The 17,843-nt window shown below is 63.3% G+C and carries 13 protein-coding genes; 2 read left to right on the forward strand and 11 right to left on the reverse strand.

The features are described from left to right. Nucleotides 1-95: 95 nt before the first annotated feature. The 6 genes from QCE64_RS19625 to QCE64_RS19650 form a co-directional block, all read right to left on the reverse strand. Entirely contained in the window at nt 96-302 is a 207-nt protein-coding gene (locus QCE64_RS19625) for a hypothetical protein (protein WP_310005635.1), read from the reverse strand. A gap of 30 nt (nt 303-332) precedes the next feature. Further along, nucleotides 333-1,145, reverse strand: coding sequence for an FAD-dependent monooxygenase (locus tag QCE64_RS19630; RefSeq protein WP_310005637.1), 813 nt, complete (start codon nt 1,143-1,145; stop codon nt 333-335). Nucleotides 1,146-1,344: 199 nt separating this feature from the next. Beyond that, nucleotides 1,345-2,814 (reverse strand): efflux transporter outer membrane subunit, encoded by a 1,470-nt coding sequence (locus QCE64_RS19635; protein WP_309927758.1) that lies wholly within the window; start codon nt 2,812-2,814, stop codon nt 1,345-1,347. Beyond that, nucleotides 2,811-6,119 (reverse strand): efflux RND transporter permease subunit, encoded by a 3,309-nt coding sequence (locus QCE64_RS19640; protein ID WP_310005639.1) that lies wholly within the window; start codon nt 6,117-6,119, stop codon nt 2,811-2,813. Before QCE64_RS19640 ends, QCE64_RS19635 begins: the two co-directional genes overlap by 4 nt. After that, entirely contained in the window at nt 6,116-9,235 is a 3,120-nt protein-coding gene (locus QCE64_RS19645) for an efflux RND transporter permease subunit (protein WP_310005641.1), read from the reverse strand. Before QCE64_RS19645 ends, QCE64_RS19640 begins: the two co-directional genes overlap by 4 nt. Further along, nucleotides 9,232-10,443 (reverse strand): efflux RND transporter periplasmic adaptor subunit, encoded by a 1,212-nt coding sequence (locus QCE64_RS19650; protein ID WP_310005643.1) that lies wholly within the window; start codon nt 10,441-10,443, stop codon nt 9,232-9,234. Before QCE64_RS19650 ends, QCE64_RS19645 begins: the two co-directional genes overlap by 4 nt. Nucleotides 10,444-11,023: 580 nt before the next feature. Between QCE64_RS19650 and QCE64_RS19655 the strand changes: the two genes are divergently transcribed. Then, entirely contained in the window at nt 11,024-11,710 is a 687-nt protein-coding gene (locus QCE64_RS19655; protein ID WP_310005645.1) for a response regulator, read from the forward strand. Nucleotides 11,711-11,732: 22 nt separating this feature from the next. Here the strand turns inward: QCE64_RS19655 and QCE64_RS19660 are convergent, their stop codons facing one another. Genes QCE64_RS19660 through QCE64_RS19680 form a run of 5 tightly spaced genes read right to left on the reverse strand, consistent with a single transcriptional unit; the run spans nt 11,733 to nt 16,873 of the window. Beyond that, a complete protein-coding gene (locus tag QCE64_RS19660) occupies nt 11,733-12,794 on the reverse strand; it encodes a succinylglutamate desuccinylase/aspartoacylase family protein (protein WP_310005648.1) in 1,062 nt (353 codons plus the stop codon). A gap of 13 nt (nt 12,795-12,807) precedes the next feature. After that, a complete protein-coding gene (locus tag QCE64_RS19665; protein ID WP_310005650.1) occupies nt 12,808-13,542 on the reverse strand; it encodes an amino acid ABC transporter ATP-binding protein in 735 nt (244 codons plus the stop codon). Beyond that, nucleotides 13,539-14,474, reverse strand: coding sequence for an amino acid ABC transporter permease (locus QCE64_RS19670; RefSeq protein ID WP_310005653.1), 936 nt, complete (start codon nt 14,472-14,474; stop codon nt 13,539-13,541). The genes QCE64_RS19665 and QCE64_RS19670 overlap by 4 nt, the downstream gene beginning before the upstream one ends. Nucleotides 14,475-14,483: 9 nt before the next feature. Further along, entirely contained in the window at nt 14,484-15,359 is an 876-nt protein-coding gene (locus tag QCE64_RS19675) for an ABC transporter substrate-binding protein (protein ID WP_309931937.1), read from the reverse strand. Nucleotides 15,360-15,385: 26 nt separating this feature from the next. After that, on the reverse strand, nt 15,386-16,873 hold the full coding sequence (locus QCE64_RS19680; RefSeq protein WP_310005654.1) for a pyridoxal-phosphate dependent enzyme: 1,488 nt from the start codon (nt 16,871-16,873) through the stop codon (nt 15,386-15,388). On the opposite strand from QCE64_RS19680, the gene QCE64_RS19685 reads away from it, so the two are divergent. Next, nucleotides 16,872-17,801, forward strand: coding sequence for a LysR substrate-binding domain-containing protein (locus tag QCE64_RS19685; protein ID WP_310005657.1), 930 nt, complete (start codon nt 16,872-16,874; stop codon nt 17,799-17,801). The two genes, QCE64_RS19680 and QCE64_RS19685, sit on opposite strands and share 2 nt — an antisense overlap. Nucleotides 17,802-17,843: the final 42 nt, after the last annotated feature.

The raw sequence follows: 17,843 nt of genomic DNA on the forward strand, positions 1-17,843 counted from the left end.
GCTGCGGGCAGCGCAAATTGATCCTTTGCCGCCGGTCGAACCCCTAGCAGTGCAACGGCAGGAATCAGAATAGAGCAGCCTATGGATTGATGGATTTATCCCTTTCCGATCGCTCCCCCGAGCAGCCCGGTCAAATCGATTCCATTCTTCGCCGCATCCAGTTGCTCGTCCGGCACCGGCCCCTCGCGCTCCGGATCAACGAGCGCCTGGATCAGATCGACATACGCACGCATCCGATTCTCATAGGCCGCAAACGCCGCCGCAAAATCCGACCCGTTGCGCACGAGCTCATGCACGAGCACGAACGCGCCGACGAGCGCCAGGCTCGTGCCCTACCCTGAAAACGGCGATGCACAATGCGCCGCATCGCCGACCAGCACGACACGGCTCTTCGACCACGCAGGCATGTGAATCTGCGCGAGCTCGTTGTAGTAGCACTGATCCGTGCTCTTCATTGCATCGATGAAGCGGGGAAACTCGCCTTTCAGATGCGCGCAGCTCTCGGACACGATGCGCTTCTGCCCTTCGACATCGTTGCGGGACAACGGCGGCTCAGGCGCAGCGAAGCCCGCCCCGATGCGCAATTCGCGCTTGTCGCGGCTCGGATAGATGATGTACCCAAAATCGGCGACGCGATGTCCGATCTGCCAGTCGTCGAGCGCGATGAAGTTGGGCGTCGAGAACAGCGCGAGAACCACACCCAGCGGAAACACAGATGCCGCCTCGTTGTTGAACACCTGCTTGCGAACATTCGAGTAGATCCCGTCCGCACCGATCAAGAGGTCGAACGATCTGTCGGAACCGCTTTCAAACGCGACGCTGACACTGTCCTCACGCGGGGAGATTGAACGAATACTGTCGCCATAAAGGAACTCGACCTTCGCGCTCAATGCGTTCATCAGCAATTCGCAAAGATCGTCGCGAAAGATTTCGATGTCGGTGCTGTCGAGACGGCCCGCGCTGTAAGTGCGTTCTTCCGTCCGATGTAGCTCGTTTCCATCGGCATCGAACATCGACACGCCTTTGAGCTGCGTGCGCAACGCCCTTGCATCGTCGAGCAAGCCCATCGCTTGCACGACATCCAGCGCGACGCCGCGAATATCGACAGCCTGACCGCCGCGCCGGAACTCGCCGGAACGCTCCACGAGCGTCACATCCTACCCGGCACGGTCCAGCCAGAAGGCAGCCGCCAGGCCAGCGACGCCGGCGCCTGATATCAGAACGTTTCGAGTCATCGCAAATCTCCTCGCTGTCGGTCTTGCCGGCGATTCTAGCCGCTTTACAAGACGACGAGCCTTGATGAGTTGCCAGATGCCGGGTTTCCCATTTCCTATCCTCCGCAACTCACTGCCCCTTATCTGTCGCCCCGCCACACGACACCCTGCGCGCATCGCACAGCTCGCTTATCGACCATCCACCCCCCAGATCTCCGAACAGCGCCGCCGTATCAATGAGCCGTGTTTCCGTCACGCCGAGGGCTGTTTCCTCGCTGGTCAATTGCGTCGCCTGCGCCGTGGCGACGGTCGTATAGTCCACCGTGCCCGCCTGATACTCGTTCAACGCGACTTGGGCGCCATGACGCGCGTCCTGCACCGCGAGATCGATCGCGCTCTGCTGCTGCGCGAGGATCCGCAAGCCGGACAGATCGTCCTCGACGTTCTGGAACGCGCCCAGCACCGTGCCGCGATAGTTCGCCACGGCCGAATCGTAGGCCGCTCTCGCCGCGTCCACCCGCGCACCGCGCGCGCCGCCGTCGAAGATCGTCTCGCTCGCGCTGCCGCCCAGCGACCACACATAGCTGGCGATGTTGAACAGGCCCGCGAGCGGCGAACTCGACAACCCCGCCAGCCCCGATAGCGAAATGGTCGGATAGTACGCCGCCACCGCCACGCCGATGGCGGCGTTCTGCGCGGCCATCTGGCGCTCGGCCACGGCGATATCCGGACGGCGCTCGAGCAGCGTCGACGGCACGCCGGCGGGAATCTCGGGCAACGCGGGCAACGCCGCGCCGTGCGCGACGTCGAGCGCTTCCGGATTGCGACCGACGAGCACGGCGATCGCATGCTCGTACTTCGCGCGCGAAACGCCCAGCGCGATCAGGCTCGACTGCGCCGTTTCCAGTTGCGTACGTGCCGTGATGAGATCCGACGGCGCGATGGTGCCCGCATCCGACTGGTTCTGCGTGACCCGCAGCGATTCCGTGTACGCCTGCACAGTCCGCTGAAACAGGTCGATATTGGCATCCGCGACACGCAAATCGATCACTGCCTGCGCGAGCGCCACCTGTTCCGCGAGCGTCGCGTTGGCAAGCGTCGCCTGGCTTGCCTGCGCCGTGGCCGCGCTTTGTTCGATCGAACGGCGCACCTCGCCCCACAAGTCCGGCGCCCAACTGATATCGCCTTCGAGCGACGCCGCGTTGTTCACCGTTCTGCGATTGCCGAATGCCGCAGTGCTCGCACTCGTGCCCGCCCGCTCGCGCGTGCCGGACCCTGTCACGCCGAGCGTCGGAAACAGCGACGCCCGCGCGAGCCGCACGTCCGCGAGTGCTTCCTGATAGTTCGCGAGACTCTGCCGCACGGTCTGATTCGACACGGCCACCTGCGGTTCCAGCTCGTCCAGCAGCGGATCATGGAAGGCGGTCCACCAGTCGCCTTTGGACAGCGCCGCGGCATCGGGATGCGCGGCGGTCCAGCCGTCGAGTTCCTTCCACGTCGCGGGCACCGGCACGGGTGGACGATGATAGTCGGGGCCGACCGTGCAGCCGGTCATGAGCGCGGCGAACAGAAGCGTCCAGACATTGCGAAGGGGGTTCATGATGCAGCCTCGGACTCGCGGCGCCGGTTCCACGGCAGCCGCGCGGACCATCCCGCGAGCCGCGCACGCAGCCGGTCCAGATAGAGATAGATCACCGGCGTCGTGTAGAGCGTGAAGACCTGGCTCAGGATCAGCCCGCCGATGACCGTCACGCCGAGCGGCTGACGCAGCGACGCGCCCTGCCCGATGCCGATCGCGAGCGGCACCGCGCCAAGCACGGCGGCGAGCGTGGTCATCAGGATCGGGCGCAGCCGCACGACCGCTGCATCGTGAATGGCGCGTGCGGCGTCATGGCCTTCGTGACGCTGAAGTTGAATCGCGACATCCACCATCATGATGCCGTTCTTCTTCACGATGCCGATCAACAGAATCATGCCGATCATCGCGATGACGGAGAACGGCGTGCCGAAGATCAGCAACGCGAGCGTCGCGCCGATTCCAGCCGAAGGCAGCGTCGAGAGGATCGTGACGGGATGCACCGTGTTCTCGTAGAGCACGCCGAGCACGAGATACACCACGCCGAGCGCTGCGGCGATGAGCAGCGGCACCGCGCCCATCGATTGCGAATACGCCTGTGCCGCGCCCGCGAACCCGCCGTGAATGGACGCGGGCATGCCGATTTCCGCGCTCGCCTGCACGATCGCCTGCCCCGCCGACGACAGCGAGCCCTTCGGCGGCAAGTTGAACGACAGGGTCGCGGCCACCTGCCCGCCCTGATGGTTGACCTGCGTGGCGGTATGGCTCGTCGAGAAACTGGCGAGCGCGGTGAGCGGCACCATGGTTTCAGCGGCCGTGCTGTCCGCACTGCCGCTCGACGTGCCGCCCTTCGAATTGGAAATGCTGTTGGTGGTGGCGTTGGCCTCGGCATCGGCGTTGTTCGTATTGCCGGACGACGATGCGCTCCCCGTTACCGCGACGGCGGACGCGGCCGTTACGCCGCTCACCGTGCTTTTCATCATCTGCGTCTGCGCGGTGCCGTTCGCGTTGCCCGCTGCCGTCGACAAATACAGGCGGTCCAGCTCCTGCGGATACTGCCAGTACGGCGGCGCCACTTCCATCACGACCGCATACTGGTTCAGCGCGTTGTAGATGGTGGACACCGTGCGCTGGCCGAGCGCGTCGTACAGCACGTTATCCACCTGATTCGGATCGAAGCCGTAGCGCTTGGCGGTCGCGCGCTGCACCTGCACCATCGTTTGCAGGCCGTTCTGTTGCAGGTCCGAGTTCACGTCCACCAGTTGCGCGCGATACTTGCCGAGCGCCGTGACGAGCTTCGGCGTCCATTTGAAGAGCTGATCGGCGTCGTCGGCGGTGAGCGTGTACTGGTACTCCGCCGCCGACTGCCGTCCGCCGATGCGCAAGTCCTGCTGCGCCTGCAAAAACAGCCGCGCACCCGGCACTGCCTCCAGCTTCGGCCGCAAGCGGTTGACCACTTGCTGCGCGGACGCATGCCGCTGGTTCAGCGGTTTGAGCGCGATGAACACCATCGCCGTATTCAGCGCCCGGCCGCCCGTGAAGCCCGCGACGGAGAGCACCGCCGGGTCCTTCTGCACGATCGCCTGCAATTGCGCAAGTTTTTGCTTCATCGCCGGAAAGGAGATGCTCTGGTCCGCGATGATCTGCCCCATCAGCGTGCCGTTGTCCTGCTCGGGAAAGAAGGTGGACGGCACGTAACGGAACAGCGCGACGTTGGCGACGATCAGGCCGATCAGGATCAGCACCACCAGCAGCGCGTGCTCGAGCACCGCCGTGAGCGAGCGCGAATAGGCCTGCAAGGCGCGCTCGAACAGCGTGTCGATCCAGCGCGGCCTCTGTTCGTGCCCGGGCGACCGCCTGAGCACGTACGCACACATCGCGGGCGTGATCGTGAGCGACACCACCAGCGAGATGACGATGGCGATCGACAGCGTCACCGCGAACTCGTGGAACAGCAGTCCGACGATGCCGGGCATCAGCAGGATCGGCAGGAACACGGCGATCAGCGACAGGCTCATCGACACCACGGTGAACGCCACTTCGCGGCTGCCCTGCAATGCGGCTTCGTGCGGCGGCATGCCGGCCTCGATATGGCGCATCACGTTTTCGAGCACGACCACGGCATCATCGACGACGAAGCCGGTGCCGATCGTGAGCGCCATCAGCGAGAGATTGTCGATGCTGTAGCCGAGCAGGTACATCGGACCGAACGTGCCGACGATCGACAGCGGCAGCGCCACGGCCGGAATGAGCGCCGACCGCGGCGAGCGCAGGAACACGAACACCACGCCCACCACCAGCAGCACCGCGATGAACAGCGTGCGCCCCGTGTCGCCCACCGATGCGCGCACTGATTGCGAGTGATCCACGGCGACATGCACCTTCACATCGCCCGGCAAGGTCGCTTCGATGGACGGCAGCACCGCGCGAATCTGCCCCACGGTGCGCACGACATTGCCCCCCGGACGCGGAAACACGATGACGAGCACGGCTGCCTTGCCGTTGTACAGACCCGCGTTGCGGATGCTTTCGTTCGAATCGACCACGTCGGCGACATCGCGCAGCATGACCGGCGCGTCCTTGCGATAGGCGATGACGAGATCGCGATACGGCGCCGCCTTCGAGATCTGATCGTTGGACAGCACTTCGTAGCGCTGGCCGTTCGTATCGATATGCCCTTTCGCGCTGTCGGCATTGGCGGCGGACAACGACGCGCGCACGTCTTCCAGTCCGATGCCGTAGCTGTTGAGCTTGCCCGGCTGCAATTCGACGCGCACCGCGGGCAGCGCGCCGCCGCCGACGGTAATCTGGCCGACGCCGCTGATTTGCGACAACTGCTGCTGGATGACGGAATCCGCTGAATCGTAGAGCTGCGCGGTGGTGAGCGTGTCGGACGTGAGCGCCAGCACCGCGAGCGGCGCCTCCGCCGGGTTGTACTGGCGATAGGTCGGATTGCTGCGCAGCGTGGTCGGCAAGTCGGCGCGCGCGGCCTGGATCGCCGCTTCGACGTCGCGCGCCGCGCCGTTGATGTCGCGCGAGAGCCCGAACTGGATCACGATCAGCGAACTGCCGACGGAGTTGATCGAGGTCAGTTCGTTCACTTCGGCAATGGTGCCTAGCCTTCTTTCCAGTGGTTCGGCAACGGTCGAGGCCATCGTCTCGGGATTCGCGCCCGCCATCATCGCCTGCACGACGATCACCGGGAAGGCGGTGTTCGGCAGCGGGCCGACCGGCAGACGAAACACCGCCAGCAAGCCGGATAACGCAATGGCGATGGCGAGCAGCGTCGTTGCGACGGGTCGCCGGATGAAGAGCGCCGACGGGTTCACGGCGCGCCCCCGCTCGCCGCGCCCGATGCGCCCGATGCGCGCGCGGCTCGCACACGCTGCGCGATACGGTCGAACAACAAATAGATGACGGGCGTCGTGAACAGCGTCAACACCTGACTCACCGTCAGACCGCCGATGATCGCGAGTCCGAGCGGACGGCGCAACTCGGAGCCCGTGCCGGTGCCAACCAGCATCGGCAGGGCGCCGAGCATCGCGGCAAAGGTCGTCATCAGAATGGGGCGCAGGCGCAGCAGCGATGCCTCGAAAATCGCCTCGCGCGGCGGCTTGCCGTGTTCGCGTTCGGCTTCCAGCGCGAAGTCCACCATCATGATGGCGTTTTTCTTCACGATGCCGATCAGCAGCACGATGCCGATAATGCCGATGACATCCAGATCGCTGCCCGCGATCATCAGCGCGAGCAATGCGCCGATGCCTGCCGAAGGCAAGGTCGAGAGAATCGTCACCGGATGCACGAAGCTTTCATAGAGCACGCCGAGCACGATATATACCGCGATCAACGCCGCCGCGAGCAGATAGATTTCACTCGACAGCGAATCCTCGAAGGCCTGCGCCGCGCCCTGGAACGCGACGCTGATCGACGCCGGCAACGCGAGCGATGCCTGTGCCTCGCGAATCTGCCGCACCGCCGTGGACAGCGACGCGCCCGGCGCGAGATTGAACGACACGGTCGCGACCGGAAACTGCGCCAGCCGGCTGATGACGAGCGGCGTCCTCGTGACCTTGAGCGTCGCGATCTGGCGCAGCGGCACCTGTCCGGTCGCGCCCGTTTGCGTGGGCAAATAGAGATCGCCGAGGGATTGAACGGTGGAAATCGATTCGGGTTTCGCCACCAGAATGACGCGGTGCTGGTCCGACTGCTCGAAGATGGTCGACACGATGCGCTGGCCGAGCGCGTCGTAGAGCGCGTTGTCGATGGTCGCGGGCGTGATGCCGTAACGCGCCGCGAGTTGCCGGTTCACCTCCACCTGGATGCCGGCGCCGGAGTTGTCCAGGTCGCTGGTGACATCGGTCAGGCCGTGCAGCGCCTTCATCTTCGTGACGAGCGCGGGAACGTATTGCTGCAACACCTGCTGGCTCGGACCGCGCAACGTAAGCTTGTACGCGTTGGGCGAGATGGACGTGTCGAGCGTCAGGTCCTGCTCGGGCTGTACATAGAGCCTGATGCCCGGCACGTTCGCGGTTTCTTCCGTGAGCCGCCGGGCGATCTCCTCCGCGCTTGCGCTGCGTGCATCGTGCGCGCGCAGATTGATGAGGAAGCGTCCGTTGTTGAGCGTCGCATTCGTGCCGTCGATACCGATATACGACGTCAGCGATACGACATCCGGGTCCTTCAGCACGGCATCCGCAAGCGCCTGCTGACGCGCCGACATGGCCGCGTACGACACCGATTTGTCCGCCACGCTGATGCCTTCGATCACGCCGACGTCCTGGGTCGGGAACAGGCCCTTCGGTATCGCGATGTACAGCACGGCGGTGAGCACCAGCGTGATGGCAAAGATCAGCATGGTCAGCATCTGGTGTTCGAGCACCCACACGAGACCGCGCTCGTATGCGCGTTGCGTGCGTTCGAACAGGTGCTCGCTCACGCGTTCGAAGCGGCTCGGTTTGCGCTCGGTCTGCGCACGCAGGATGCGCGCGCACATCATCGGCACGACCGTCAGCGACACCAACGCCGAGATCACGATGGTCACGGCGAGCGTCACCGCGAACTCGCTGAACAGCCTGCCTATCACGCCGCCCATGAACAGCAGCGGAATGAGCACGGCGATCAGCGAAAGCGTCAGCGAGAGAATCGTGAAGCCGATCTGCCCCGCGCCCGCGAGCGCCGCGTCGAGCGGTTTCATGCCTTCTTCGAGGTAGCGCACGACGTTCTCGATCATCACGATCGAATCGTCCACCACGAAACCCGTCGCGATGATGAGCGCCATCAACGAGAGATTGTCGATCGAATAGTGCAGCTCATACATGATCGCGAGCGTGCCGACCAGCGACACCGGCACCGAGATGCTCGGCACGATGGTCGCGGGCAGGTTGCGCAGGAACACGAAGATCACCGCCACCACCAGCACGACCGCGAGCACGAGCTCCCACGCAGCGTCGTGCACCGACGCGCGGATCACGCCCGTGCTGTCCGCGATCACCTTCACCTGCATGCCCGCAGGCAAGGTGGATTCGAGAATGGGAAGCTGCTTGCGAATCTGGTCGACGGTCGCGATGACGTTCGCACCCGGCTGACGCTGCACGTTCAGTACGATGGCGGGCGTGCGGCCGCTCCATGCGCCGCGCTCGATGTCCTGCGCACCCGCGCTCGCGCGCGCCACATCGCGCAGATAGACGGGCGAGCCGTTCTGATAGGCGATCACCGTGTCCATGTAATCCTGCGGATCGGTGATCTGATCGTTGGAATTGACCGTGTAGTCGAGTTCGGGGCCGTCGAAATTGCCCTTCGGCTGACTCACGTTGACGTTCGCGAGCAACGTGCGCAGATCGTCGATGTTGAGGTCATAGGCGGCGAGCTTCTGGGGATCGGCCTCCACGCGCACGGCGGGCACGTTGCCGCCTGCCGCCGTGACGAGGCCGACGCCCGGCACTTCCGAGATCTTGGTGCCGAGGCGGTTGTTCGCCACGTCCTGCAACTGGGTGAGCGACATCGACTTCGAGGTGATGGCAAGCGTCATGATCGGCTGGTCTGCCGGATTCACTTTCGCATAGGTCGGCGGCGCGGGCAGGCCGGTCGGCAGATAGCTGCTGGCCGCGTTGATGGCCTGCTGCACGTTTTGCTCAGCGACGTCGAGGCTCAGCGCAAGGTCGAACTGCAACGTGATGACCGACGCGCCTTCCGAGCTATACGAAATCATCTGCTGCACGCCGGGAATCTCGCCGAGCTGCACTTCGAGCGGCGCGGTCACGGTGGTGGCCATCACGTCGGGGCTCGCACCGGGATAGAAGGTCTGCACCTGGATGGTCGGGTAATCGACATCGGGCAGCGACGAGATCGGCAGGAAATGCATCGCGACGAACCCGACCAGCACCATCGCGATCATCAGCAAGGAGGTCGCGACGGGCCGCAGAATGAAGGGACGGGACAGGTTCATGACGCGTGCGGCTGCGAGGCGGATCCCGGCGCGGACGCACTCGCCGCGCCCCCTGCTCCCGATACGCGGATCTTCGCGCCATCGCTCAGACGGTCCATGCCGTCGGTCACCACCGTCGCCCCCGCCGCGAGCCCGGACGTGACGACGGTATGCACGCCGTCGCTCGTACCGATCCCGATCTTGTTCACCGAGACGGTGCCGTTCGCGTTCACGCGATACACGAAGTTGCCCGGCGCGCCGCTCTGCACGGCGGCAGTCGGTACGAGCAACGCGCCGTGAAGCGTGTCGATCAGCAATTTCACGTTCACGAATTCGTTCGGGAACAGCACCTTGTCCGCGTTCGGAAAATCCGCCCGCAAGGTCACGGTGCCGGTGCTGGTGACGATCTGATTGCTGATCGCGTACAGCGTGCCGGTTCCGAGCAGCCGGGTGTTGTCGCTGCTGTAGGCATTTACCGGCAGCTTCGCCCCCTGCCCGAAGCGCTGCAGGATGCCGCCGAGCGAATCCTGCGGCACGGCGAACTCCACGGTGGTCGGCGCAATGGTCGTGATGACGGCGATGCCCGGACTGCTCGATGCCGTCACGTAGTTGCCCGGATCGACGAGCCGCAATCCCATACGCCCCGACACCGGCGCGACGATGCGGCAATACACCAGGTCCAGGTCGAACTGCCTGATGTTGGCGAGATCGGCCTGCACGGCGGCGGCGTCCTGTTGCACGGTGAACTGCTGATCGGCGAAGGTTTGCTCGGCAATCGACTTCTGCGCGTTGAGCTGCGTGTAGCGGGCGAGATCGGCACGGGCCTGTGCCAGCGCCGCGCGATCCTTGGCGAGTTGCGCTTCGGCCTGTTGCTTGTCGATCTCGTACTGGCGCGGATCGATCTGCGCGAGGAACTGCCCTTTAACGACGTCCTGCCCTTCCTTGTACCCCACCTCGGTGAGATAGCCGGACAGTTGCGGCAACACGGTCACCGTGGCGACGGGCGTCACCGTGCCGAGCGCGTTGAGCGTTTCGGGCATGTCGCCCTGCACGACCGTGGCCACCGTCACGACCTGTGCCTGAGCGCCGCGCAACGCCGGCTTGCGCCTGATCACGTGCAGTGTCACGAGCACCGCCACGATGACTACGATGAGCAACAGCACATAGCGCAAGCCGTGCCGTTTGCGGCGCGCGGGCGGCGTGTCGTTCGTCCCGCCGGTGGCGCTCATGCCCGAACCCTTGCGAGGTGTGTGCTGACGTGCAAAGGCGCGTTTCGACTCAGGCACGCGATTGAAGATGAAACGCCTCTGAGCATGTTGATCTCCTCGGTCATGGCGAAAAGAGCAGAGATGACGATTCGTAAGCACCGTTTGATTGCTTGTTCATCCGGGTCGTTCCCGTCTTGGTCGAATCGCAATGCAGACGATAGCCGAGCGTGGGTCGTTACGGGTTACGTGCCGGGAGACTTCGTAACAATCGTCAATCGAATCATGAAACAAAGGGTATTGACGTTTTCATTGCACGCTTGAAAGGACCGCATGCTTCGGTAAGCAAAACCGCCGTTCGTTGCATAGCGTCGAATGAATCCGCGAAAATGAACGGTGTGGACAGCAGGCAGGCGTTGATCCGCCATTTTCGTGTCAGCAAAACGTATGATTCGTATGCCTCACCGGTGTAACGCGCGGTAAAGAAGAATCAGGACGATGCATCGCGCGGCGACATGCTTTGGCGGTAGCCTGTGAGCCATTGACCGTATGCCGACCGTCCCGCGATTCACTCATGCGGAATACCCAAACGCCGCTTCATGTAATGCTGGTCAACGATGACGCGCAATCGGCCGCGTCGATGCGTGCATTTCTTCAGCGGCACGGCATCGAGTTGACCGTGGCGACGCAGGGCAATGGCGTGGAGAAGCGCATCGAGAGCGAGCACCCTGAACTTGTCGTGCTCGATCTGACGATGCCAGTGATCGACACGCTTGCCGCTCTGCGGGCGCTGCGCGGACTGGGCGCCCACGTGCCCCTCATTGTGTTGACGGCTCACCCGCGAGATATCGATCGCGCGCTTGAACTCGGCCTCGGCGCCGACGATTACCTGAGCAAACCTTTCAGCGCGCAGCAGCTTCACGCCCGCATCATCGCGCTGATGCACGGCCCGCGCGCCACTGCGCGCCGCGTCGACCCCTTTCATTTCGGTCCGTTTACGCTGGATTTCTCAACCCGCACCTTGCTGCGTGACCAGACGCCGCTCAAGATATGCGGCAGCGAATACGCGTTGCTCGTCATATTCACGCAGTATCCGATGCAGGCGCTTTCGCGTGCCCGGCTTGTGGAGTTGCTGCACGGGCCTCGCGCAACGGTGACGGAACGCGGCATGGACGTGCCGGTCTGGCGGCTGCGCCGCCTGCTGGAGGAGAATCCCGCCGTCCCGCGTCGCATTCAAACGCTTCGCGGCATAGGCTACATGTTCGTGCCGGACGAGGGCCACTGGATGTGAACGCGCTGCGCCGTATTTATCCTCACTCCGCCCAACAAAGCTCGCCGTCTTCGAGCGCGGGCATATCGACAGGCTCGATCACCTCATACAGGCAGTCTCCCCGTTGCGTCTTGCTCATCGAGCGTACGCAGATCACGGTTCCCGTCGTGGAGAAGAAGACGGGCGTCGCTGCACGCAACGGCGTCTCGACATCGTGCATATAACCGGCCAGCTCCCCTTCCTCGACTTGTTCGCCCAGACGAACCTTCGGTTCGAACACGCCGCGCTCGGGCGAGAGGACGAACGACCTGCCACCGGCACTTTTGAAAAGGCGCATCGGTTGCGCGGCGGCTTGCGGAGTCACGCTGATGATCCCGGTCCGATGCAATACGCGCCGCACACCCGCCTCCGCGAACGCCAGGATGTCAGGCGTTATCCGCGCTGCGCCGCCGAGTTCGGCCGTCAGCACCACCGTACCGGCCCGATCCGCCGCCGAATGAAAGGTGCGCTCCGCGCCCTGGCTGCCGCCGTAGCTGATGATGCAATGGGGCGCCGCAAATGCCTGCGCCAGCGCGAAGGTCTTCGCCACATGCGACGGGCTACCGAAGTCGCGAATGATGGAGCACGGCAGATACTCGAGCGAACGCCCGCCCGAATGCAGGTCGATTGCAACATCGGCCATCGGCAGGAGAACCGATTCGACATAGTGCGCGATCATCGCCGTGGGTCCGCCGTTTCGATCGCCGGGGAAGCTCCGATTGAGATTGCCGCCATCGATGGGCGACGTGCGCGTTCCCGCTGCGGCCGCGGGCAGATTCGCGGCGGGCAGTATGATCAGCCGCCCGTTGACATCGCCGGCATTGAGTTCGAGCGCGAGGCGCGACAGCGTCACCTGCCCTTCGTATTCGTCGCCGTGATTGCCGCCCAACATGAGGACCGTCGGCCCCGGTCTGCCGCGGATGCAAACGACAGGAATCTGGATGCGCCCGTAGGCGGACAGATCGTTCGAATCGGGCACGCTCAGGTAACCGTGCTGCTTGCCCGGAGTTGCAAAGTCGATATTGGTCGTCAGCCTGCTTGCGTTGGCTTCGGTGAGCTTGTCCACGGCGATCTTTCCCTCATCCATTCATGTTCAATACTTCGGAAGGCGTGCCGGTGCGCGCTACCCGCCCCTGTTCGATCAAGGCTACCCGGTCAGCCACTTCGGCAGCGAAGCGCATCTCGTGCGTGATCACCACCATCGTCATCCCTTCCCGCGCGAGCATGCGCATCGCCTTCAGCACTTCCGAGGCCATGCGCGGATCGAGCGCCGACGTCGGTTCATCGAAGAGCATCAGTTGCGGTTCCATCGCAAGCGCTCGTGCAATCGCGACGCGCTGCTGCTGACCGCCGGACAGACTGGATGGGTAAGCATTCGCCTTGCCGGCCATTTCGACGCGCTCCAGCATGTGCATCGCTCGCTCGCGCGATTCCTTCCAGCTTTTCTTCAGCGCGAAACGCAGTCCGGATGCGGCGTTATCGAGGACGTTCAAATGCGGGAAGAGGTTGTAGTTCTGGAACACCACGCCGATCCGGGTACGCATTTCCGCCAATTGCCTGTCCGACGCCTCACGATAACAATGCTTCTCGCGTACGAATCCCACCGGCGTCCCCGCGACGGTCAGCTCGCCGGAGTCGATCTGCTCGAGACCATTGATGCAGCGCAGGAAGGTGGTCTTGCCGCAACCCGATGCGCCGATCAACACCACGACTTCCGACTGTCGGACGGTGAGAGAAAAATCGGCAAGGACGGCAGCGTCACCGAATCGCTTGGTTACGTTGCGCGCACAGACGATATCAACGGGCGCACTCATGCGAGTTCCTCCACGACAGCGCTCCTGACCGGCGCCGCCCCGCTGGAGCGCTGGTAACGGGAAGCCCATCGCTCGACCGCCGCCTGAGCGAGCATCAGCGCGGAGACCATGAACAGGTACCACGCGCTCACCACGAGCAGCAGTTCGATGATGAGAAAGTTGTCGGAGTAGATTTCCTGCGCGTGGGTCATGATGTCGCCTCCGCCGATGACCGCGACGAGCGACGTGTCCTTCATCAGCGCGACCACTCTCGTCATGCCCGAAGGCAGCATCACGCGCAGCGCCTGCGGCATCACGATCTTGAAGAGGATCGTCCGGCTGCGTATGCCGAGGCTCTGCGCGGCTTCGACCTGCCCGCGATCGACGGAGATGATGCCGGAGCGGATGATCTCCGAGAAATAGGCCGCTTCATGCAGCCCGAGTCCGATCATCGACGCAGTCATCGCCGTGATGATCGCGTTCGTCTGTCCTTCCCAGATCGTGCCGAGGAACGGCAACTCCAGATGGATGTGCGGAAAGACGATCGCGAGGTTGTACCAGAAGATCAGCTGGACGAGACCGGGCACGCTGAGAAACGCCCACGTGTAGGTGGCGCTCAGCGTGCGCGCCACCCCGATCCTCGATAACCTTGCGCACGCCAGCAGCAGTCCGCACAACACGCCGATCACCAGTCCGGCAACGGTCAGTACCAGCGTGATTTTCACGCCCGCGAGAATCCGCGGATCGAGCAGAAAGCGCGGGACGGCCGCGAAGTTGATCGCGCGGGTGTGCGCGACATCGAGCGCGAGCGTGGCCAGGATCGTGACGATGGCAATCGATACGATCCAAGCGCCCGTGCGCCTGCGCTTCCGGTACGGCAGCGCGCTGCCGGCGGTAGCAGCGGCGGCGCCGAGCGGCGTGGCCGCGCCTTTCATGATGGGGTTGACCGGCATGCGTGTGCCTCACTGGCCGTCGTTGATGGTGAAGTCGGAAATCTTCTCCGCGCTGACATTCCATTTGTCGAAGATCCGCTCATAAGTCCCGTCGGCTTTCAACGATTGCAGCGCGGCCTGGATGGCCTTGGCAAGTTCGAGATTGCCCTTCTTCACGGCGATCCCGACCTTGCCGGATTCACCGACCATCGCAGGTTTGCCATCGACGCTGACCACTTCCAGCCGTCCTTCCGATTGATCGACCTCGTACACGCCGAGCGCAAAATCGCGCACTTCCGCCGCGCTGCGTCCCGACTTCAGGTCCAGACTGACCTGTGCCTGGCTGGGAAACCTCGAGATCGCGATCGGCTGCTTGCCGTCGGCGGCGCACTTCGAACTCTGCTGTTCGAGAATGGTCGATTGCATGCTGCCTTGCTGGGTCGCGACGGGAAGGCCGCACAGATCGCCGAGACTCCGGATATGCCGCGGATTGCCTTTTTGCACGATGATCGACGTGAACGCCTGCGCATAGTCGACGAAGTCCACCTGCTTGCGCCGCGCCTCGGTATCCGACATGTCCGAGAGCGCCATGTCGAAACGGCCCGACAGCAGCCCGGGGATGATGCCTTCAAACGGCACGTTCGAGAACGACGCCTTGACGCCGAGCTTGTCGGCCAGCGCTTTCCCGAGATCGATTTCGGCGCCCATCATCTGACCGTCCTTGTCGAATTCGAGCGGCGGAAAGCCGATGTAGCTGGCGATGCGCAACACCCCTGCCGATTTGATGACAGCCGGCGTCTGAATCGGGGATTGTGCGTTGACGATCCATGGCGTGCCGAGCGCGAGCAGCGCCAGGATCCATGACAACCACTTTCTGAGCGTTCCGGTCGAGCGATCGAGGTTCACGTTGCATCTCCTGATTCTTTGAATGGTCATGCGTTTGGTGCAGCCAGCGGCGCGCCTGCTGCGACGGGTTCGCGCGCCGAACTGGCCGTCGCGATCATCACGACGGTCGCCCCGTGCGGCAGCGTGCCGTTCGCTTTCAGAATGCGGATGGCGCCGAGCGCCGAGGCCGAGCTGAGTTCAAGATCGAAGCCGTGGCGCGCTGCGTCGCTCTGTGCCACAGCTGCAAGCGTGTCGTCGACGCAGACCGCCGACCCGCGGCTCGCCGTCACGGCTCTGACGGCCTGATCGGTGGTCGTATCGCCGGCGATGGAAAACTGCTGCGTGTCGCCCGAAAAAAGATCCGTCGACTTTGCCTGACCTTGCAGGACTCGCGACAGGCGCGGGAATGGCTCGACCGCATGCAGCCTCGGCACCTTGTCGATCATCCCGGCGCGCTTCAGTTCGTCGAAGCCTTCGCCGATGCCCCATAGCAGATCTCCCCGCGCACACGGCACGACGACATCATCGACGGCCTCTGCCTGCTGGAAGATTTCGTAGGCGACCGTCTTGTAGCCCTGCACGCCATAGGGATTGCTCCCGACCGCGGGCAAGGCGAAGTTGGTGATCGGATACCAGCCTTCCGACACCATCCCGGCCATCACCTTCCAGCGATCCAGATGCGTGCGGCACACGACGATCTCCGCATTCATCCGTTCGAGCAGACTTCGATACGCATCCGAGATCGATGCCGTCACCAGCACGCGGCACTTCACACTTGCAGCCGACGCGTACGCGGCGAGGGAAATCGCTGCGTTGCCGGAACTGGCGCAGACCACGCCGGCGGCACCGGTTTCGATCGCACGGGCCAATGCCAGCGGCGTCATCCGGTCTTTATGGCTGCCGGTAGGGTTCGCCGACTCGCGCTTGAAGATCAGCCTGTCGAGACCCATCGCATCTGCAAGCGCGGGCACATCGACGGCCGGCGTTCCGCCTTCGCCGAGCGACGGAAAGTCGAGGTAGGGCAACCAGGCACCGTACGATCGCATCGGTCCGACGCATGGCGGCAACGACAACTCGCTCGGTCTGTATTCGGCGGCGACCGAGGTCGGCTCGCCGCGGCTTCTCGACGCCGGATCGCCTTCGAACCAGTCTCCCACGCCGAAATGCGATTGACCGTCGAGACTTCTGAATCCAATCAACAAAGGGTTGCGGACAACGTGTTTCATGAATATCCCTGGTTCATGCGAGAACGACTCGCGTTTTACAAGGCAAAGCGAATCCAGTCCGCGAGCGTGATCCGCTGCGACTCGATCGATAACCTCAGGTCTTGCTTGCACAGTGCTGCCGGACTGGGTGGCGTTGCGCGATTGGCGGCGCCGCGGTCCGGAGATTCGAAGAGCGATGACTCGATGCCGGCGGCTTCTTGAGCCCGGTTCATCTTGTTCAAAAGTGTCGAGCCGGCAATAATATCTGTCAAATATCAAATTGCATGTAGTTGATTCAATCGAGATATCAACGCAGCGAGGTGAAAGCATGGATATGCGGCAGATCGAGTTGTTTCGGGCGGTAATGCTGCACAACGGCATCAACCGGGCCGCAGCGGCTTTGGGTGTGGCACAACCGAACATCAGCCGGGCCATCGCCGCGCTGGAGAAAGACGTCGGGTTCCAGCTGTTCAATCGTGAGAAGCAGCGCGTGACACCCACCGACGAAGGGCTGTCGTTCTTCCGCGAAGTGCAGCACAGCTTCGCCGGACTGGACCGGCTTGGTCAGGCTGCGCGGGACATCAAGGAATTCGGTAACGGGCGACTGCGAGTGGCCAGCCTGATGGCGCTCTCGTTCGATTTCGCTCCACGGGCAATGCGTCGCTTCCTCGACCGCTTTCCGGAAGCAACGATTTCATTTCAGTCGAGGCCGAGCAGTCAGGTCTGGGAGTACACGGCGGGCGGATTATGCGAACTCGGATTCGCCGGTCCGAAGGAAGGATTCGCCGGTATCACTACCCATACATTCATGGCGAACAGTGCAGTTGCCGTTCTGCCTAAAGGTCATCGGCTTGCGCGCAAGCATTCGCTTCGGCAAGAAGACTTCGAAGGCGAGCGATTCATCTCGCTGGCGCTCGAAGATCCGACGCGGCATGTAGTGGACCTTGCCTTCTCCGAACGCAATGTCAAACGCAATCTCGTCGCGGAATCGCAATCGGCCAGCGTGCTATGCGCGATGGTTGCGAATGGAATCGGTGTGTCCATTACCGACCCGCTAATGTTTCTCGAAGGCCGCTTCAAGAACATCGTTTTCCGGCCGCTCGAGTTTTCCATCCGGAACGCCATCGAGCTTCTCGTTCCGGCATCACGCAAGCCATCCCGATTGGGCGCCGGTTTCATCAAGGCGATGGAGGAGGAAAAGCTGGCGACGTTCGACGCGTTGCGCAAAGCCGGTTTGATCGAGCAGGACTATCGGTGATGTACTCATGTTCGCGTAAGCGCTTCTATTCAAAACCTGACC

This window comes from Caballeronia sp. LZ043, from assembly GCF_031451075.1.
GTDB lineage: Bacteria > Pseudomonadota > Gammaproteobacteria > Burkholderiales > Burkholderiaceae > Caballeronia.

Coding starts and splice junctions, on each gene's coding strand:
- QCE64_RS19635 (WP_309927758.1), bottom strand. CDS start 2,814: ATGAACCCCCTTCGCAATGTCTGGACGCTTCTGTTCGCCGCGCTCATG.
- QCE64_RS19645 (WP_310005641.1), bottom strand. CDS start 9,235: ATGAACCTGTCCCGTCCCTTCATTCTGCGGCCCGTCGCGACCTCCTTG.
- QCE64_RS19655 (WP_310005645.1), top strand. CDS start 11,024: ATGCTGGTCAACGATGACGCGCAATCGGCCGCGTCGATGCGTGCATTT.
- QCE64_RS19650 (WP_310005643.1), bottom strand. CDS start 10,443: ATGAGCGCCACCGGCGGGACGAACGACACGCCGCCCGCGCGCCGCAAA.
- QCE64_RS19685 (WP_310005657.1), top strand. CDS start 16,872: ATGGATATGCGGCAGATCGAGTTGTTTCGGGCGGTAATGCTGCACAAC.
- QCE64_RS19670 (WP_310005653.1), bottom strand. CDS start 14,474: ATGCCGGTCAACCCCATCATGAAAGGCGCGGCCACGCCGCTCGGCGCC.
- QCE64_RS19680 (WP_310005654.1), bottom strand. CDS start 16,873: ATGCTTTCACCTCGCTGCGTTGATATCTCGATTGAATCAACTACATGC.
- QCE64_RS19665 (WP_310005650.1), bottom strand. CDS start 13,542: ATGAGTGCGCCCGTTGATATCGTCTGTGCGCGCAACGTAACCAAGCGA.